Raw genomic sequence first — 19,153 nt, 5'->3', positions numbered from 1 at the left:
ATTGAAACTCGGTCACGGCCAAAACGCATTGGATGCCCCATTACATCGCCGCGGGATTCCAGCCGTCCGCACCGGCAAGGAATGAAGACAGCGCCCAACGTTGCGCCTCGGCGGCAGACAGAATTTTGGTATGCGACTGCCGCCGGCTCATATCAGAGTTGCGGCCCGACGTATTGAATTCTGCGTAGTATGCCAGCTTCAGCCGGTCGGTCTTGCCCGGCGTCCATTCGCGCCAGCCTTGCGGATCGAGATCGCCTTCCACCTTGGTATTCATGAAGATCACGGCCGCGTAGTCGCGCCAGGGCCGCCCAAAGTAGATGCGCTCCGCGCCCTTCTCGCCCGTGACGGTGCAGTTATTGAACACGAAGGCCTTGTCTTGATCCGGCGCCGTACGCGCGTGCGCGGTGATCAAGATTTCGGGATGCGCGATGGCGTGAATCTGGCACCGCTCGAAGAACGCCTTGGAGTCGCCGAAGATGAAATCGACGTGTCCCTCGATGTAACAATTCGAGAAATACTGCCGGCTCGTCAGGCACGGATCGGAGCCGCACTTCTTGCTGCCCGCGTACAACGTGTCCTGCGCGCCGAGCAGGCGCAGGTTATCGAATACCGCTCGATCTGCGGTCACCGAAAGCGCGACTGCCTGTGAACGCTGATCCGATCGTTTGTGATAGTCGTTTTGTATCGTGAGATTCTCGGCGCGAAAGTTGTCGCCACTGACGTGCAACGTCGCCGAGCGAAACGTACCGCCCGCCGTCGCCGCAGCGTCGCTCCACACCACGATCACATCGCTGGGACTCGTGCCCAGACCGCGCAAGCGTACGTTCGGCTTGTCGATCACGATCTTTTCGCGGTACTCGCCGGCCGGCAGCAGGATCTCTCCGCCATTGGCAGGCAGCGCATTGACGGCAGCCTGCAATGAGAGGAATGCCGTGCCGTTGTAGGTCGGCTGGGAGAATTTGCCTCTAGGAGTCGGCGCGGTCGCCAGGTCGTGCAGATACTCTTCCAGATTCGTGTAGCCGTCCTTGTCGGCGTCCACGGAGTCATCTGCCACGTATGGATTCATCCCGTTCGCCTGCTCCCACGCATCCGGCATTCCGTCCTGATCGCCATCCAGCAGCGCCGGCAGCGACGCCAGCGCCGGCCAACCGCCGACTTGTGTTTGGGAGTCGATCAATCCGCCGCTGCGATCACGCACGCTCTGCACGAGCCTGCGATCGACTGAATCGCGCACCAACGATGCGCCGGCCGTGGTCAGCACTCGCTCGAAGGCACGAGCTGCCGGATCTGCGGCGACAGGCGCGACGTCGACGGGCTTTGCGAGCCGATGCTCGGGGCCTTTCTTACCCGCGACCAGAGCCCACTGGTCGGGCGGCAGCTGGCCGTCCATGGTGTTGCCCGCGAACCATGCCTGCGCGAGCTCGTTGGATTCATCGAACGCGATCCGCCCAGTCGAGGCCGGACCGGGCAGATACGTGTTATCGACAAAGTTGTATTTGACGATCGAAGCCTTCGCGCCCGTGTCGGCGTTGTAACCCGAGTGCGCGCCACCCCAGTCATAGAAAACATTCGATCGATAGTCGTGAAACGCGCCGAGCGGGTCGCGCGCCGGCGGCACGGGATTGCCGGGTCGGGGATTGCGACCCTGGTGATGCGCCCACAGGTTGTGATGAAAGCTGATGCGCGTGCCGTAGCCGCCGGCAATGAGCGAACCATAGCCGTGCGCACCCTTCGCGTGCACCGATCGATGCAACGACTCGGCAATGATCGACCATTGCACGGTCACATCGTAGAACCCGGTCTGCGGATCCTTGAATCCGTTGTTGACCGACAGCGTCTCGTCGACCGACCAGCTGGCAGAAACGTGATCGAGAATGATGCGCCGGCCGCTGCGAACCCAGATGGCGTCGCTCTCGGCCCGGCGCTCATCGCCCAGACGCGAGCGCATGTAACGAATCACCACGTCGTCGGCTGCAACGATGAGCGGATGATTCTTGAGCGTGATGCCGTCGCCCGGCGCGCTTTGCCCCGCGATCGTGACTCGCGGCTGCTCGATCTGCAAAGGCGATTCGAGTGCAATGGTGCCGGAAACATCGAACAGGATGGTGCGCGGTTGCGCGAGCTCGACGGCGGCGCGCAGGCTGCCCGGGCCCGAATCGTTCAAATTTGTGACTTTGACGACCCGCCCACCGCGGCCACCCAGCGACAGCCGACCTGCCCCTTCCGCGCCGGGAAACGCCAGCGGCGATTCACCAGGCCGGCCTGCCGGGTTCGAAGGCACGCTCTGGGGCGAGGAACAGCCAGCGATCCCCGCCAGGATCGAACCACACAACGGCACAAGCACACGCGATCTCATCGTTGCACCCTCAGAATCTCAAGCGCACACCTGCGAAGTACTGACGGCCGGTGCTGCGATACTGCGTGACCAACGGGCTCTGCTGATAGGCCCAGCGCTCGTCGGCCTGATTGGTGAGATTCAGCGCCTCGAAGTTCAGCGTGATCGCATCGTTCACCACGTACGACACCGAGGCGTCGACGTTGAGCGTGTCCTCGCTGCCGATGAAGTCGTTGACCAGCGGCGAATCGCAGACGCCCGGATCGCAGGAGCCGGACGCCAACGGGTATTGCGTCGCATAGCCATCGCGATACGCACCCGACACGCGCGCGCTCCACTTTTCCGTCTCGTAGTACACGGTGGCGTTGTAAGAGTTCGGTGAGGCTCCCAGCCACGGACCAGGCTGCACGAGCTGCGGACGTGGATTCGCCGCGCCCGGAGGCGTCCCCGGATCGATGATGTACTGCAGTTCCGAAGTGATGTGGGTGTAGTTGGCCTGCACGCCGAGATTGCTGAACACGCCTGGCAGGAAGCTCAAGTCCTGCTGATAGATGAGCTCATAGCCCTTGATGTCGCCACCCGGCGCCGAGCGGAACTGGCGCACATCGAACGGATAGTCAGCCCGCAGATACGCGACGGCGGCGGGATTGGTCTGCTGCGCGATGAGTTGATCGATCACGTCCTGGCCCAGGATCTGCGACAGCGTTTGCGTGGTCACGATGGTCTGCGGATACGAGTCGATTTCCTTGGTAAAGTAAGCGGCGGATACCAGCCCGCCTTCCGCAAAGTACCACTCGACGCTCAAGTCATAGTTCTTGCCGCGAAACGGCTCCAGCTTCGGATTGCCGACGGTGAGCGTGCCGCCGGTCGTGCTGCCGTTGGTGGGCGCTGAAAACGCCGTGATGCTCGGCGCGAGATTACCCAACAACGGGCGCGCCATGACTTTCGCGGCCGCCAGGCGCAGCAGCAGATCTGGCACGAGCTCGTAGCTCACGTTCAGCGACGGCAGCGTATCGGTGTACTCGTTCGTGCCACGGACTGGCAGCGAGCCAGTCGTCAGGCCGTTCGACTCGAGGTTGGTGCGGGCATAGCGCACGCCGACGTTACCCTGAAGCGCGCGATTCCAGACATCGAGCGAGAAATTGAGCTGCGCAAAGTAGCTGTCGTCATCTTCTGTGACCGCATAGGCGTTCGAAGGCGTCGACAGATACGACAGGCGCCAGTCGCCCCATTCGTTGACGCAGTTGCAGTCGAACCCGACCGCATTGCGGAACGCGTCCAGATCGGGGGCGATGAAAGTACGCGGCAGGCCGGCCGGCACATCGAGACCGTCGCCGAAGGTCACCACGCGGCTCATCTCGCCGACTGACTTGCCCAACTCCAGCAGGCTCGGATTCAAAGTCTCCGTAGTCAGGCGTTGGAACTGCTGCGTTTCGAATTCATAGGTCCGCACGCTCGCGCCGAAATCGAGGCTGAACGAATCGGTGATGCCCAGCTTGAAGTCGAGTCGCGCGGTTTCGAAGGTGTTCTCGACTTCGCGCTGATACATACGCAGCGCCGAGAAACCTTTGACGAGGTCCCAGTTATTCGGATCGGCCGCATCGAAGCCGAATTGAATCACCGGCATCGAGCCGCCGCCGCGCTCGTCATAGATGAAGTTGCCTTGCGAGTCCATGCGATTGAACTCGGCCAGCAGGCCCTGGCTGTCGTTGGTCGACTCGGATTGGCCATACACCGCGGCCACGCTGAACCGGTCGCTGAACTGGTGCGAAATGTTCAGCGAACCCTGCCTGAACTCCGTGGTGTAGAAGCTGGCGTCGGCCGCCGAACGGAAGTCCACGTTTTGCAGCACCAGGTAGTCGGCCTGATTCGCGTCATTCACGTGCGCGTCGAGCACGCGCACCGCCGGGCGGCCGATCAATGCGTTGCGCATCGCCATGCCGTTGGGGTCGGCGATGTAACCCACGGAGCCAGGGTTGTTGTAGTACTCGAACGGCTCGAGGTTGTTCGGATTGCGGCTGAACCCGCCCGCGAACACTGGAGCGCCGCCATACATCTGCTCGCCGCAATCGATGGCATCCTGGGTTGCGGTGGCGGCGCGAGCGGTGCACGTCGCGTATGCTGCCCGACGCGACGATGCGGCTGTTGCAGCGGTTGCCGTGTTCAGAGTGGCGTTCGTGTTGTTGCGATTCAAACCGACCGGCGAGATCTGATAGTTGATCTGGTCCTGCTCGAACTTCGAGTACAAGCCATCGAGGCTCACGTCGGTGCGATCCGTCGGCTTCCATTGCAAGCCCAGCGTCACACCCAACCGTTCCTGGTCGAGCGCGGCCTCTTCGATTGCAGGCAGCGCTGGTATGCGCGTGAGATCGTTCAGCAATGCGTAAGCGGTGGGGTTGGACCCCGACAGCGCATTGCGCACGGAGGCGTTGGTTATTCCGCTCGGCAACGCGCTCGCATCCGGCACGGCGAAGCCACGAATCAGATTCGGTGCAGTGGTGCCGGCAAATGTCGCTCCTCGATATGCATAATCGGCCGTCCCAGGCGCCCGCCGAAACGAGTCGATCTCCTGCTCGCGCTTGTTATAGGCGGCGGACATGGAGACACCGAGCCGTCCATCGAACCATTGATCGGCAACCAGGCCGGCGATGCGGGGATTGTGAGTTTCACCGACTTCGTAATAGGCATCCTGCACCGAGAACGCCAGCTGCCGCTCGTCGAAATCCAAGGGACGGGTGGCGATCAAATCCACTGTCGCACCCAGCGAGCCTTCGTCGACATCTGCGGTCGATGTCTTCTGCACTTTCAACGAGCTGAACAACTCGGAAGCAAATGTATTGAAATCGAAGCCGCGGCCGCGATTCGGGCTGGTGCCTGAGTCGTTTGCACCGGCGGTAGATAGCGCCTCCAGACCATTGATACGAACGCGAGTGAAATCGCTGCCCAGACCTCGCACGGTGATCGACCGCCCCTCGCCGTTGTCACGGTCGATCGAGACACCAGGTAAACGTTGCAAGGACTCGGCCAGGTTCGCATCCGGAAAGTCGGCGATATCTTCGGCATTGATCACGTCGACCATCGCGGCAGTATCACGTTTCTCATCGAGCGCGCTGCGCAGCGCCTGACGATAGCCTGTGACCACGACTTCCTCGACTTGAGATCCACTGGACTGCGCACCTTGCGCATAGCTGACCGAGCACAGCGCCATGGAAGAGGCAGCCAACGCCGCACGCACCGCCAGGCGGAGGCATGGTTTCGCACTAACCAGCATGATGAACCCCCCAAAACAGTTGTGTATGTGTCGTTTACTGCGGCCCGGGCCGGATGACACCGGTGGCAATCCAGCGCCAGAATTTGGCCAAAAACAGCCCGTCCTCCCGCTCTTCGGGAAGTTTGCAGCAGCGATAGCGCGTTATCGCTATCACGTGAAATTACTTTTACATATCAAAAAACACATTTCAACCGCTGAAAACGGCCATTTCTCGGCGGGACCGCTCGAGAGAGCGCAGTAGCGCGGGGTCCCCACGGGGCAGTGGTCATGCCGTTCCGGTATCTGCTAGCCTCGCTATTCCTGACACCGGTGGCAGACACATGCACTTCATAAGATGCTGGATCAGAAGGGAGATTTTGAGTGCGGCGGCCGTGTGCCTGATGGGCCCGTTCGCTGCGAATACAGCGCTGGCTGACACCCCTGCGCCATCGCCCGCCCCCGCGCAGATTCGCGCGTCGAAAATTATTTTGATCGGCGATTCGACTGTCGCCGTACAGGGCGGCTGGGGCAGCAGCTTTTGCGCAGAACACGTGACTTCGTTTGCTGCTTGCGTGAATCTGGCGCGCGGCGGCCGCAGCTCCGGCAGTTATATTGCCGAAGGCTCTTGGAACATTGCGCTCAACGAAGCCCGCACGCCGGGCTACGCCACGACCTGGCTGCTCATTCAGTTCGGTCACAACGACCAGCCAGGCAAACCCGGCCGCTCGACCGATCTGGCGACTGAATTCCCGGCGAATCTCCAGCGCTATGTGAATGAAGCCCGCGCTGCCGGTGCGCAGCCCGTCCTGGTCACACCTCTGACGCGTCGAATGTTCATGAACGGCAAGCTCGAGAATGGCCTGGCGCCCTGGGCCGAGGCGATCAGGCGCGTTGCGAACGAGATGAAAGTTCCGCTCGTCGATCTCAATGCGCGCAGCACGGCCGCGGTTCAGGCTATGGGGTCGACAGCAGCAAACGAGTTCGCCCCAAGGCCTCCTTCGCCGGCCGTTGCCGCCGCCGCGGCGACTGGCACCACCATCCCTGCCACGACCGAAACGAACGATCGCCCGCCGGCTCCGCAACCTGTGGATCCGAAGTTGCCGCCCATGGCGCAGCCGAAACTGTCGTTCGACTACACCCACCTCGGACGCAAAGGTTCGGACTACTTTGCGGCGATGGTCACGGCGGAGCTTGCGACTGCGGTTCCGGAGATGCGTCCGCTGCTCATTCCCTGACAGCAGCGCTGGCATAGACTAGGCGCACGATCACTGCGCCCGAGTCCAGTCCGTCATGGCGTCCTCCAAACCCTTCGCGCCCGCCTGCGAGCGCAATCAAGGTCCGATCCTCGAAGTGCTGCGCGGCTATTTCCCAGATCGACGCCGCGTGCTGGAGGTAGGCAGCGGTACCGGACAGCACGCGGTGCATTTCGCCCCGGCTTTTCCCGACGCCGTTTGGCAAACGTCGGATGTCGAAGACAATTTGCCTGGCATCCGGATGTGGCTGGACGAAGCGGCTTTGCCGAATCTGCCGGCGCCGCTCACGCTCGATGTCACGGGCCAGTGGCCAGATGCGCGCTTCGACGCAATCTTCAGCGCCAACTCGCTACACATCATGCCGTGGTCGGCGGTAGAGCAACTCTTCGCAGGGGTCGATCGTGTGCTGGAGCCAGGCGGCATCCTCGCCGTGTACGGTCCGTTCAATTACAACGGCGCCTACACCAGCGACAGCAACCGAGAGTTCGATGGCTGGCTGAAACAACGCTCGGCGCTCAGCGGCATTCGTGATTTCGAAGCCGTTGACGGCCTGGCGCAGAGCATCGGCTGCAAGCTGGTGGGGGATCACACGATGCCGGCTAACAACCGGCTGATCGTGTGGCGGCGCCAATCTTGAGCGCCGCCACCGCGTCAGCTCAGATATCGAACTTCACGCCCTGTGCCAGCGGCAGACGCGAGCCGTAGTTGATCGTGTTGGTCGCACGGCGCATGTAGCCTTTCCAGCAATCCGAGCCGGCCTCTCGACCGCCGCCCGTTTCTTTCTCGCCGCCGAACGCGCCGCCGATTTCGGCGCCCGAAGGACCGATGTTGACGTTGGCGATACCGCAGTCCGAGCCAAGCGCCGACAGGAAATATTCCGCCTCGCGCAGATCATTGGTGAAGATGCACGAAGACAAGCCTTGCGGCACGTCGTTGTGCAGACGAACGGCTTCCTGCAGGTTTTCGTACTTCATCACGTACAGGATCGGAGCAAACGTTTCTCGGCGCACCACATCGTCCTGCGAGCTCACTTCGACCAGCGCGGGGCGAACGTAATAGGCGTCGTCGCCCAAGTCCGGCGCGACACGCGTGCCGCCGACGACCTTGCCGCCAATGGCGGTGGCCTGCTGCAGCGACTGCTGCATGGCCTGATAGGACTGCTTGTCTACCAGCGGGCCGATCAGAACATCCTGACGCCGCGGATCGCCGATCGCGACCGACTCGTACACCTTCTTCAGTCGAGACACGCAGTCGTCGTACACGGCGGAGTGAACAAACAAACGGCGCAGAGTCGTGCAACGCTGGCCTGCCGTGCCCATCGCGCCGAAAGCAATGGCGCGCAGCGCCAGATCCATATCGGCGGTCGGAGAAACGATTGCGCCATTGTTGCCACCCAGTTCGAGAATGGCACGAGCGAAGCGAGCAGCAAGCTTTGGAGCCACCATTCGGCCCATCTGGGTCGAGCCCGTTGCCGACACCAACGGAACACGCGGATGGTCGACCAGAACCTCGCCGACATCCCGGCCGCCGATCAACAAAGTCGACAAGCCTTCGGGCACTCCGCCGAATTTCTTAACTGCGCGCTCGAACAGTGTCTGCACGGCAAGTGCGGTCAGCGGAGTTTTCTCCGACGGCTTCCACACGACGGAGTTGCCGCAAACCAGCGCCAGCGTCGCGTTCCATGCCCACACGGCGACTGGAAAGTTGAATGCGGAGATCACGCCGACGACGCCCAGCGGGTGCCAGTTCTCCATCAAGCGATGCTCGGCGCGTTCGGACGCAATCGTGAGACCGAACAGCTGCCGCGACAGACCGACCGCGTAATCGCAAATGTCGATCATCTCCTGCACTTCGCCCTGCCCTTCGGACAGGATCTTGCCCGCCTCGAGCGTGACGAGACGCCCCAGATCTTCACGCGCCGCGCGCAGTTCTTCACCAAACAAACGCACCAGCTCGCCGCGCTTCGGCGCTGGCACTGCGCGCCACGCGAGGAACGCTTGGTGCGCGCGTTCGATTTGCTCACCGGCTTCCTGAGCAGAGCATTCTTGCAGCCGGCCGACGATGTCGCCGCTGATCGGCGAGCGCGCGATCAAGCTGCCGCCGCTCACACGCTCAGCCGGCACACCGAGCCGCGACAATGTCGCAGCCACGTCCTGGACAACGGTCAAATTAGTCATGTTGATGCCTTACGAGCGGGGCGCGTAGGCGCGCCCGAAGCGATTCGCCAGGAACGTATTCAGATCGATATCTTCCTGTCGAATGAAGCCGCGATCGGCAATCTTCCCGGTCGCGAGCAGATCGAGCACGCCCGTGATCCCCGCCGCCGTCGTAATCTGAATTGCGCTACGCATCACACCGCCGATCTCGGCGCTGTAGATCTTGTTCGCGTATGTGTCCTGCACGAGCTGGCCGTTGCGCTTGCCGCTGACCGTCACGAACACGATGACCACATCCTGCAACGTCGCCGGCAGCGCGTTCTCCAGGATGTCCTTGAGCACATCGCGACGGTCGCGCAGACGCAGATCGTTGAGCAGCGCCTTCATGATGGCGGCGTGGCCGGGATAGCGAATCGTGCGGTAGTTCAGATTGCGCACCTTGCCGTTCAAGGTCTCGCACAACGAACCCAAGCCGCCCGACGTATTGAACGCCTCATAAGTCACACCGTCGAGCGCGAACTCCTCGAGCTCTTCCATCGGCGGCACTTCGCGGCGCTCGCCGTTGACGATGGCTTCGCAGGGCTCGCAATACTCGTTGATCAGCCCTTCGGTGCTCCAGGTCAGGTTGTAGTTGAGCGCGTTCGACGGGAACTTGGGCAGCGCGCCGACTCGCATGCGCACGTCGTGCAGTGTGTCGAAGCGGCGGATCAGATCGTAAGCCGCGATGGTGATGAAGCCCGGCGCCAGGCCGCACTGGGGAATGAACGCCGTCTGCGCACCTTCCGCCAGGCGCTTCACCTTGCGCGTCGTCGCCACGTCTTCGGTGAGATCGAGATAGTGAGCGCCGGCTTCCTTGGCCGCGACGGCGATGTCGCCAGTCAGGTTGAACGGCACCGCGCTCAGCACCGCGAAACTGCCCTTGAGCAGACCGCTCAGCTCGCGCGGATTGGTAACGTCGACCGCCTTGGTCACGATGGATGGGTTCAGTCCGTCGAAACGGCCCACCGCGCGATCCGCCAGGGTGACGCGATAGTCGCCGCTGGCGGCGAGCATATCGGCAATGGTGACGCCGATCTTGCCGGCGCCTGCAACGACAATGTGTTTCATCCGGGCATTGTCGGCAGGGTCCGCGCCAGCGGGTATTGCCAAAGCGCCGAGCAGTGGGCAATGTTTCGGCGTTTTGTCGGTTCCATTCGTCATTTCGCCGAAGCCATGATCGTTTTCGCATGAAGCCGCGCCCGCAACCTCTCGACTCCATCGACCAGCAACTGATTGCGCTGTTGCGCGAGAACGCTCGCGCCCCGACCGCCGCCCTCGCCCGCAGCCTCGGGCTGTCGCGTACCACCGTGCAGAGTCGGCTGGAACGGCTGGAGCGATCCAAGGTGATCACGGGCTATTCGGTGCGCCTGTCGGAGACGCAGGAACGCGGCGCCGTGCACGCCTACGTCATGATCACGGTGAAGCCGAAGCACGCAAGCCAGGTCGAGCGCGAAGTCCGCAAGCTCAAAGACGTGCGCGTTCTGCAGGCCGTCAGCGGCGCATTCGATCTGATGGCGCTGGCGGTCACCGACTCCATCACCGACATGGACGAACTGATCGACTCCATCGGCGAGCTGGACGGCGTCGAACGCACCACCTCCTCCATCGTCCTGTCCACCAAGTTTCAGCGCTGAAAGCTGCCAGTTTTTTGTGAGTTGAAGACGTTCCCCTGACAGGGGCGCCGCGAGCTTGCGCCACGGTTGCGAGCTGTATATACAGCCAGACATGGATCTGGAAACCAAGCTGGCCATCCTGGCCGATGCCGCGAAATACGACGCTTCGTGCGCCAGCAGCGGCGCGCCCAAACGCAGCGCGGCTCCGGGCAAAGGCATGGGCTCGACCACAGGCATGGGCATCTGTCACAGCTACACACCCGACGGCCGCTGCGTGTCGCTGCTGAAGATCCTGCTGACCAACTTCTGCCTGTACGATTGCCTTTACTGCATCAATCGAAGATCGAGCGACATCCCACGAGCACGCTTCTCGGTGCCGGAAGTGGTCGATCTGACGCTCTCGTTCTATCGGCGCAACTACATCGAAGGCCTGTTCCTCAGCTCCGGCATCATCCGCAACGCCGACTACACGATGGAGCAGTTGGTGGCAGTGGCTCGCACGCTGCGCGAAGTGCACGAGTTTCGCGGCTACATTCATTTGAAGACCATTCCGGAAGCGAGCCCCGAATTGGTCGAAGCGGCCGGCCGTTATGCCGACCGATTGAGCGTCAACATCGAACTGCCGACCCGTGAAGCGCTCACGACCCTGGCGCCGGAAAAGAGCGATGTCTCCATCAAGCGCGCCATGGGCGAAATTCGACTGAAGCTCGACGAGAAAGCGGACGGCGGCGCGAAGGCCCCGCGCTTTTCTCCCGCAGGCCAGAGCACGCAGCTGATCGTTGGCGCCGACGAGAGCTCCGACGCGTCCATCATCGAGACGGCGGATACGCTGTATCGCTCGTACAAGCTGCGTCGGATCTATTACTCGGCATTCAGTCCGATTCAACGCGCCTCCGCGCGTCTGCCGAATCGCGCACCGCCGCTGATGCGCGAGCACCGCTTGTATCAAGCCGATTGGCTGATGCGTTACTACGAATTCTCGGTCGGCGAACTCGCGCAGGCCATGCCCGGCGGCAAGCTGGATTTGAGCGTGGATCCAAAGACGACCTGGGCCCTGGCGAATCGGCAGCAATTCCCGGTCGATGTAAACACGGCCGATCGTCACTTGCTCCTGCGAGTACCAGGGCTCGGCGTGCGAGTAGTCGATCGCATCATCAGCTCGCGTCGCCACCGCAAGCTGCGTTACGAGGATCTGAAAACACTCGGCGCAACACTGAAGCGCGCCCGCCACTTCATTTGTACGGCCGACTATCGGCCGCGGCAAAGCGATCGCAGCTCCGACGGCTTGCGGGGTGCACTGATCGGCGCGCCGGAACAGCAATCGTTGTTCTGACGATGTACTCAGCCTGCGTACAAGGATTCACGCAATGGCGCGATGTGGCGCGCCCGCTATTGTCTGCAGGCATCGCGCCTGAGGAAATGGAGTGGCGACTCGGCCAGCATTTCGAGCCGCTGGCGCCCTCCATCGCAGCCTCCGCGGCTTTGAGATTGTCGCGGCAGCTGATGGAATTGCTCGAAGCGCTCAGTTGCTATCGTCACGACGGCCGGTGGGATTTGATGTATCGCCTCGCGTGGCGTTCGCTGCGACAGCCGCGCCTCCTCGAAGATGCCGCCGATCCTGACGTACACCGCGCCGTGCAAATGGAAAGCGCGGTGAATCGCGAAGTGCACAAGATGCACGCGTTCGTGCGCTTCCGCGAGATGACCGACGAGCACGGCGAAACGAAGTACTTCGCGTGGTTCGAGCCGACTCACGACATCCTGCGTCGGGGTGTGGGCTTCTTCTGCAAGCGGTTTCCCAACATGGAATGGATGATCGCCACGCCGGGCGGCACCGCGCTGTGGCAGAACGGCGAATTGCAGTTCGTCGAGACGCCGGACAAGTCGACGCTGCCCAAAGCGGATGCCCACGAAGGCTTATGGCGCACGTACTATCGAAACATCTGCAACGTGTCTCGCATCAACCCGCCGGCGATGCGACGCGAGATGCCGCAGCGATACTGGCGCAACTTGCCCGAATCGGTCGAGATTCAAACGCTGTTGCGCGATGGTCAGGCGAGCTTTGCCCAACGACAGCGTGAAGCGATGGACCTGGAGCTTGCCAAAGCCCGAGCCATGCAGCGCGCGCTGGCCGACTTGCCCGATCATTCCGGCGGACCGTCCGCTTGCCGCCGATGCGATATCTGGCGTCACGCCACCCAAGCCGTGCTCGGCGAAGGCTCTACGTCGGCAACCATCATGCTGGTCGGCGAGCAGCCCGGCGATGAAGAAGACCTGCGCGGCCGCCCGTTCGTCGGCCCGGCGGGCCGTGTGCTCGATAGCGCACTGAAAACCGCCGGCCTCGAGCGCAGCGAGCTGTACATCACGAATGCCGTCAAACATTTCAAATGGCAGCCGCGCGGCAAGCGTCGATTGCATAAGCGGCCGGATGCTTCGGAAGTCGCCGCGTGCAATCACTGGCTCGACGCCGAAGTGTCGCAGGTCAAGCCTCGCATCATCGTCGCCCTTGGCGCGTCGGCACTACGCGCGCTCGCCGGCCTGACCGACTCCATCGAATCGGCGCGTCAGTTGCAAATTCCGCACGCCAGCGGAGCGCAAATTGTGTGCACCTACCATCCATCGGCCATTCTGCGGGCCGATCCGTCGAATGCCGGGCAACTGAGCTCTCACCTGGTGGACGACTTGCGTCGTGCTCGGGAACTCGCCGCCTGACGGCGCGCTTGCTCTACAAATGTCCGCAATGCCGCCGCCGCTGGTGACCGTGACAGAAAACGGCCTTTATTGTCCGGCCGGGGGATTTCATATCGATCCCTGGCGGCCCGTAGACACGGCCGTCATCACGCATGCGCATGGCGATCATCTGCGCCATGGCAGCGCGCGCTATTTCGTTGCAGAGCCGGGCATGGCTATCGCGCGCCATCGCCTGGGCACGGATCATCATCCGATGCCACTGAAGTACGGCGAGCAGCTGCTGCTCGGCGCTACCACGATTTCATTGCATCCCGCCGGTCACATTCTCGGCTCGGCGCAGTTGCGCATCGAGCACGAGGGTCAGGTGTGGGTTGTGTCCGGCGACTACAAACGGCAGCCCGACCCAACGTGTGCGGCGTTCGAGCCCCTGCCGTGCAACGTCTTCATCAGCGAAGCGACTTTCGCGCTGCCGGTGTATCAATGGCAGCCCACCGGCGAAGTGGTCGAAGAAATTTTCGATTGGTGGCGCGCCAATCGCGAACGCGGACTCGCGTCGGTGCTGTTCTGTTACGCGCTCGGCAAAGCGCAACGCGTGCTGGCCGAGCTGCGGGCGTTCACCGACGAAACCGTTTATTTGCACGGCGCGGTCAGCGTCCTCACCGAGGTGTATCGGCACCAGGGCGTCGAAATGCTGCCGGCCATGCCTGTTACGGGGCAGAGCAAAACTGACTATAAAGGCGCACTCATCATTGCCCCGCCGAGCGCCGCCGGCACGCCATGGATGCGACGCTTCGGCGATCACTCTAGCGGCTTCTGCTCGGGGTGGATGCGCGTGCGCGGCAACCGTCGCCGGCGCGGCTATGACCGCGGCTTTGTTCTTTCAGACCATGTCGATTGGCCGGGTCTCATCGAAACATTCAAAGCAACCGGCGCAGGCAGAATTCTGTTGACTCATGGCTATTCCGACGCCCTCGCTCGTTACTTGAACGAACTGGGCATCTCCGCCAGCGCGCTCGAAACGGCGTACGGCGACGAGGAGCAGCAATGAGAGCCTTCGCCGCACTCTACGAAGAGCTCGATACGACGCAGTCGACCAATCTGAAAGTTGCGGCCATGGCTCGCTATTTTCGCGAAGCGCCGCCGGCCGACGCCGCGTGGGCCACGTACATATTGTCCGGCCGACGCCTCAAACGTTTCATCGGCCCGGCACTATTGAAACGCTGGTTGATCGACGAAGCCGGGCTGCCCGAATGGCTGATCGATGAATCCTACGCCTCCGTGGGCGACCTCGCCGAAACCATCGCGCTGCTCACAGCGGGAACGGCGCACAGCGAAGCCAGCGCAGACGACACGCCGCTCGCCGACTGGATCGAAGACCGCTTGCTCCCATTGCGCGACGCGGACGACGACATTCGGCGCCAATCCATCGCCGGCTGGTGGCGCGAGCTGCCGTATCGCCAATGTTTCCTGTTGAACAAACTGCTGACCGGCGAGCTGCGCGTCGGCGTGTCGCAACTGTTGGTAACGCGGGCGCTCGCAGAGGTCACCGGCATCGACCGCAGCGAGCTTGCGGGCCGGCTCATGGGTGAATGGCAACCGGGCGCCCGCTTCTGGCAGGGGTTACACGCAGCCGAGAGCCCACGCACCGATCCAGCCGTTCCTTACCCCTTCTTTCTGGCGTCGCCGCTCGAAGGCGAGCCGAGCCAACTCGGCGACCGCGAAGCGTGGCAGGCCGAATGGAAATGGGACGGCATCCGTGGCCAACTCATTCGCCGCGCCGGCGAATGTCACCTGTGGTCGCGCGGCGAGGAACGCATCACCGAACGCTTTCCAGAAATCATCGACGCGGCAGCCACCCTGCCCGATGGCATCGTGCTCGATGGCGAAGTCGTCGCCTGGAAGGATGGACGCATTCAGCCGTTCGCTTCGTTACAACAGCGCATCGGCCGCAAGAAGCTCAGCGCCGCCATTCTTGCCGCCGTGCCAGTGCAGTTTCTCGCCTACGACTTGCTGGAGCTGGAGGGTCAGGATCTGCGCGCAGCGCCTTTGCGAGAACGTCGCGCTCATCTGGAACGCTTGCTGGCAAATGCTTCACCCCTCCTGCAGACCTCACCTCTGGTGATTGGCTCGACTTGGGACGAGCTTGCTGGCGCGCGCTCTGCCTCGCGACAGCGCAACGTGGAAGGCTTGATGCTGAAGGCGCTGGATTCCAGCTACGGCACCGGCCGCCAACGCGGCGCGTGGTGGAAATGGAAGATCGAGCCGCACTCCTTCGACGCAGTCATGATTTACGCCCAGCCCGGGCAGGGCCGGCGTTCGAATCTCTACACCGACTACACGTTCGGCGTGTGGCGCGAGCAAGAGCTGGTGCCCGTCGCCAAAGCCTATTCCGGCTTGAGCAATCCGGAAGTCGAGCAGCTCGATCGCTGGATTCGCGCCCACACACTGGAGAAATTCGGCCCGGTGCGCTCGGTCGAGCCCAGCCAGGTTTTCGAGCTGGCCTATGAAGGCATCGCAGCGTCGGCTCGTCACAAATCCGGAATTGCGCTGCGCTTTCCGCGAATCCTGCGCTGGCGCACCGACAAACCGGCCAGCGAAGCAGACACGCTCGCGAATCTGCAAGCGATGCTCATGCAAGCGCCTGACGAAATCCGCCGAAGCAGCTAACATTTGCCCTCACTCGAGGAGATGGCAATGGCGAAGGAATTCCTGCGAACCACGGTCCTGGCATTGGCAGCAGTGCTTTTACTTGCAACCGTGCCGCAGCTGGCGTCGGCGGCTGAGCAGCCGCGAGTCATCCATCAGCTGCGCATCTACCAGATCTTCGAGAACAACAAACAAGCGTTCCACGAACGCTTCCGCGATCACGCCATGCGCATCATGGCGAAGTACGACTTCAAGATCGTTGCGCAGTGGGAAACCAGGCACGAGGAACGCACCGAATTCGTTTACTTGTTACAGTGGCCGGATCAGGCGACCCTGACCGATCGCTGGGCCAGATTCATGGCCGATCAGGAATGGGCCGCGATCAAGAAGCGGACCGCCGCCCAGCACGGTCAGTTGGTCGGTGACATCGAAGACCGTGTGCTGACAGTACAGGACTACTCTCCGACCCAGGTCTTTCAATAAGGAACTCTCATCATGAAATACACCGGCAGCTGCCATTGCGGCGACATCGCGTTCGAGTTCGAAGCCAGCTTTGATGAAGTGATGGAGTGCAACTGCTCGCACTGCAGTCGCAAGGGTTACCTGCTGACGTTCATTCCGCACGAACACCTGCAGCTCAACAAAGGTGCGTCGAGCCTGGGCGCATACACCTTCAACAAGCACGTCATCCAGCACCACTTCTGCAAGCGCTGCGGCTGCGCGCCGTTCGGCATCGGCACGAACCCCAAAGGCGGCAAGATGGCCGCCATCAACGTGCGCTGTTTGGAAGACTTCGACCTGACGGCCATCAAGCGCAAGCCGGTAGACGGCAAATCCTTCTAACGCTCAGAAAGTGGCCGTCGCCGAAGCATAGATGTAGGTCGTATCGCCTTCGTTCGGCGCGTCCGGCGCAGTTTCGAGGAATTCGCCGTGCGCCAGGTAGGCGCCGCCGAATTCCAGCACCAGGTTGCCCGGCAGCAGGGTGTATTGAATCTGTGCGTCCAACTGATGGCCGACGAAGTCGCCTGAGTTACCGGTGCGGTCCTGTAAACGCGCGGTGGTGTACTGGTCGCGACTGCTTGCCAGCCACACCGCGCGATAGCCAACCCTTCCGCTCAAATTCGGCAGTGGCTTTGCTTCAAGGCGCAATCCCGGAGAATTGAGATTCGCCCGCGCGAGCGCGCCATAGATCCCGGTCGGCCCATAGTCGAAGCTGCGTGAGCCATATAGCGTATCGAAGCGATTATTTTCGTTGTCCGAGGGATCGTCGTCGCCGCTAGCGTAATCGTAGAAAAGCTCCACACGCGGCAACAGTTTTCCACTCCATGTGTAGCCGATCTCGCCATGGAAAAAGCCAGCGCGATGTTGCAGATCCCTGGTGTCCGTGGCCGCGGTCGTCTGGCGAGAAGTGCCAAACTGATAAGCAGCTTCGGTCTCGAAGTCCCAGGACTGCGCAACCGGCGTTCTATACAAGCGAAAGCCCGGAGTGTAGATGTCACGGTCCGCCGCCGGTATGCCGACGTGATCGCGCGTGCGCAACCCGTAGAAATAAGCTTCGGCCTTCACGTCGCCAAACACCTCGGGAGTCGCACCAAACAGTCCCCAGAGCGATACATCCGAGCTTTCTGAATCGAGCTCGCTGTCGTTGTCCAGCAAAGAGGCGAGATCGGACGGCTTGCGTTGCACCGGCTCGACGTAGAAGGCGCGCGCCTCGAATCCATCGGCGCTCTTCCACAAGGCGTGTACGCCGGTGTACGCGTTGATCGTGTTTCGGAAGTTATTACGCGACACCAGGCGACGGCCGCCCACGTCGATGGTCATGCGGCCCGCGCTCACATCCAGTCGAGCGCCGCGCGACAACACATCGTCGAAGCGCATGCCGGCCAGCATCTGCAGCGGTTCGAGCGTGTTGACGGAGTCCGTGCCCAACGCGCTGCCGGAATCGGCGAGCTGCTGACGCGAATCTTCGAATTCGAGATTCACATACAAGCTCCGCAACGTAACTCGGGCGTTCAGCAGCAAACGTCCGACGAGAATCTCATCGGAACCGGTCGCGCCGGCGCGATACGGATGATTCAGGGTCTCGTAGCGAACGCGATACGATCCGCCGAGGCTGACCAGTTCCGGCGAGTCGATCGCCGCATCGAGCCGCCAGGGCCCTGCGTCCTGCGCGGCGCTCGCCAAGCCTGTCCAACCCCCCAGGAGCACCACCGCCGCCACACGATTCATTGACTCGCACGCCCTCGATCCTCGCTATATCGATGGCAATATAGCGCGTACCGGCGGTTTCGCGCGAGGCCGGGCTCGTGACGTGTAGGGCGGCGGTGCTCCCGCCTCAATTTACGGCATCGTGTCCGGTCGAATGTTCACGATCGAGTGCCTCAAGTCGCTGACGCAACCCCAGAAACCGCTCGTGGCCGGGTGCAATCCGATCTGCGCGCAGGAAAGCTCTGCACGCTCTGCCTGCTGCGACTGGCTCATGCTGAAGTAAGACTGCCACGGCTCGGCGGCGGGCACCGCCGGAACATCGGCGTTCGCGACCATCGCGCTCTGCGCCGCCCTTCTGAACTTCACGACGCATTTCGCCTGTTCGGCGGTACCGCGCACCAGCCCTTGTTCCGAGCAAGCCTGATCGGCCTGCAAGGTCAGATTCGCGTCCTGCAAGGCGCGCACGGTGTCGGCAAGGCTGCCGCCGCACGCTTCGAACTCGGGCCCGGTGCGCAGCCCCATGATCTCGTTGCAAGTCTGACGGACCATCGACGCGTTGGGCGCATCCAGGCCGTACGAGCTCGGAAAGCTCGAGCATCCGAGCAACCCGAAAGAAGAGGCAGCAAGCGCAAGACCGGCGATGAATCGAGTAGACATCGTTTGTTTCCTGTCGGAAATGGAGCTCGAGCAGTTAATTGCCGCTGTCCTTCGCTTGCAGCTGCTCATCGGCCGGCGGCTTCGACGCAACCTTGGAGTCGCACACCGTTACCTGGCGATCTTCGAAACGCGCCATCGCCGGCGCTTTCGGCGCGGTTCTCGGCCACACCGCGACACGCTTTGTTTCCACCCTGCAATTGGCATTCGTCGGCGCGCTCTCGTTCGCGTTGGCGACACCCGCGCCGGCCACGAACAGACCCGCGAGCGTCAGGGTCGCTGAGAGAGAACGAATCGTCTTCATGGTC

Annotated in this window: 16 protein-coding genes; 9 read left to right on the top strand and 7 right to left on the bottom strand. The window is 62.2% G+C overall.

Features of this window, described 5'->3' with window-relative positions:
* Positions 1-40 precede the first annotated feature (40 nt).
* Both EK373_RS33375 and EK373_RS15435 read right to left on the bottom strand, forming a co-directional pair.
* Positions 41-2,356 (bottom strand): pectinesterase family protein, encoded by a 2,316-nt coding sequence (locus EK373_RS33375; RefSeq protein ID WP_198683369.1) that lies wholly within the window; start codon positions 2,354-2,356, stop codon positions 41-43.
* 10 nt (positions 2,357-2,366) lie between these two features.
* Positions 2,367-5,606: a TonB-dependent receptor gene (locus tag EK373_RS15435; RefSeq protein ID WP_129644453.1), complete on the bottom strand. Its 3,240-nt coding sequence runs from the start codon at positions 5,604-5,606 to the stop codon at positions 2,367-2,369.
* Positions 5,607-5,926: 320 nt separating this feature from the next.
* On the opposite strand from EK373_RS15435, the gene EK373_RS15430 reads away from it, so the two are divergent.
* Together EK373_RS15430 and EK373_RS15425 are read left to right on the top strand one after the other, a co-directional pair.
* Positions 5,927-6,820, top strand: coding sequence for a rhamnogalacturonan acetylesterase (locus tag EK373_RS15430; protein WP_322095824.1), 894 nt, complete (start codon positions 5,927-5,929; stop codon positions 6,818-6,820).
* Positions 6,821-6,875: 55 nt separating this feature from the next.
* Positions 6,876-7,475: a DUF938 domain-containing protein gene (locus EK373_RS15425; RefSeq protein WP_129644451.1), complete on the top strand. Its 600-nt coding sequence runs from the start codon at positions 6,876-6,878 to the stop codon at positions 7,473-7,475.
* A 19-nt stretch (positions 7,476-7,494) separates the two neighbouring features.
* Here the strand turns inward: EK373_RS15425 and amaB are convergent, their stop codons facing one another.
* Together amaB and EK373_RS15415 are read right to left on the bottom strand one after the other, a co-directional pair.
* On the bottom strand, positions 7,495-9,015 hold the full coding sequence (gene amaB, locus EK373_RS15420; RefSeq protein WP_129644449.1) for an L-piperidine-6-carboxylate dehydrogenase: 1,521 nt from the start codon (positions 9,013-9,015) through the stop codon (positions 7,495-7,497).
* A 9-nt stretch (positions 9,016-9,024) separates the two neighbouring features.
* The gene (locus EK373_RS15415; protein WP_407676200.1) at positions 9,025-10,047 is read right to left on the bottom strand and encodes a saccharopine dehydrogenase family protein; all 1,023 of its coding nucleotides are present in this window, start codon (positions 10,045-10,047) and stop codon (positions 9,025-9,027) included.
* 173 nt (positions 10,048-10,220) lie between these two features.
* Here EK373_RS15415 and EK373_RS15410 point away from each other — a divergent pair, with 173 nt between their 5' ends.
* From EK373_RS15410 to EK373_RS15380, 7 genes are all read left to right on the top strand, one after another.
* Positions 10,221-10,667, top strand: a complete 447-nt coding sequence (locus tag EK373_RS15410; protein ID WP_129644445.1) for an Lrp/AsnC family transcriptional regulator — start codon at positions 10,221-10,223, stop codon at positions 10,665-10,667.
* A 91-nt stretch (positions 10,668-10,758) separates the two neighbouring features.
* Complete coding sequence (locus EK373_RS15405; protein WP_129644443.1) at positions 10,759-11,979, top strand: putative DNA modification/repair radical SAM protein; 1,221 nt, start codon at positions 10,759-10,761, stop codon at positions 11,977-11,979.
* 2 nt (positions 11,980-11,981) lie between these two features.
* Positions 11,982-13,358, top strand: a complete 1,377-nt coding sequence (locus EK373_RS15400) for a UdgX family uracil-DNA binding protein (RefSeq protein WP_129644441.1) — start codon at positions 11,982-11,984, stop codon at positions 13,356-13,358.
* Between the two features lie 28 nt (positions 13,359-13,386).
* Entirely contained in the window at positions 13,387-14,385 is a 999-nt protein-coding gene (locus EK373_RS15395) for a ligase-associated DNA damage response exonuclease (protein WP_129645867.1), read from the top strand.
* Positions 14,382-16,004 carry an ATP-dependent DNA ligase gene (locus EK373_RS15390; protein WP_129644439.1) on the top strand — a complete coding sequence of 541 codons (1,623 nt, stop codon included), beginning with the start codon at positions 14,382-14,384 and terminating at the stop codon, positions 16,002-16,004. The genes EK373_RS15395 and EK373_RS15390 overlap by 4 nt, the downstream gene beginning before the upstream one ends.
* Positions 16,005-16,031: 27 nt before the next feature.
* A complete protein-coding gene (locus EK373_RS15385) occupies positions 16,032-16,466 on the top strand; it encodes an NIPSNAP family protein (RefSeq protein WP_129644437.1) in 435 nt (144 codons plus the stop codon).
* Positions 16,467-16,478: 12 nt separating this feature from the next.
* Positions 16,479-16,826: a GFA family protein gene (locus EK373_RS15380; protein WP_129644435.1), complete on the top strand. Its 348-nt coding sequence runs from the start codon at positions 16,479-16,481 to the stop codon at positions 16,824-16,826.
* A gap of 3 nt (positions 16,827-16,829) precedes the next feature.
* Here EK373_RS15380 and EK373_RS15375 read toward each other — a convergent pair whose 3' ends face one another.
* From EK373_RS15375 to EK373_RS15365, 3 genes are all read right to left on the bottom strand, one after another.
* Positions 16,830-18,212, bottom strand: coding sequence for an alginate export family protein (locus EK373_RS15375; protein ID WP_129644433.1), 1,383 nt, complete (start codon positions 18,210-18,212; stop codon positions 16,830-16,832).
* A gap of 111 nt (positions 18,213-18,323) precedes the next feature.
* Positions 18,324-18,848: a hypothetical protein gene (locus EK373_RS15370; protein ID WP_129644431.1), complete on the bottom strand. Its 525-nt coding sequence runs from the start codon at positions 18,846-18,848 to the stop codon at positions 18,324-18,326.
* 34 nt (positions 18,849-18,882) lie between these two features.
* Positions 18,883-19,149, bottom strand: coding sequence for a hypothetical protein (locus EK373_RS15365; RefSeq protein WP_129644429.1), 267 nt, complete (start codon positions 19,147-19,149; stop codon positions 18,883-18,885).
* Between the last annotated feature and the right edge of the window lie 4 nt (positions 19,150-19,153).

The organism is Peristeroidobacter agariperforans, from assembly GCF_004138335.1.
Lineage (GTDB): Bacteria > Pseudomonadota > Gammaproteobacteria > Steroidobacterales > Steroidobacteraceae > Steroidobacter > Steroidobacter agariperforans.
This window is presented reverse-complemented; position numbering and strand designations above follow the sequence as displayed.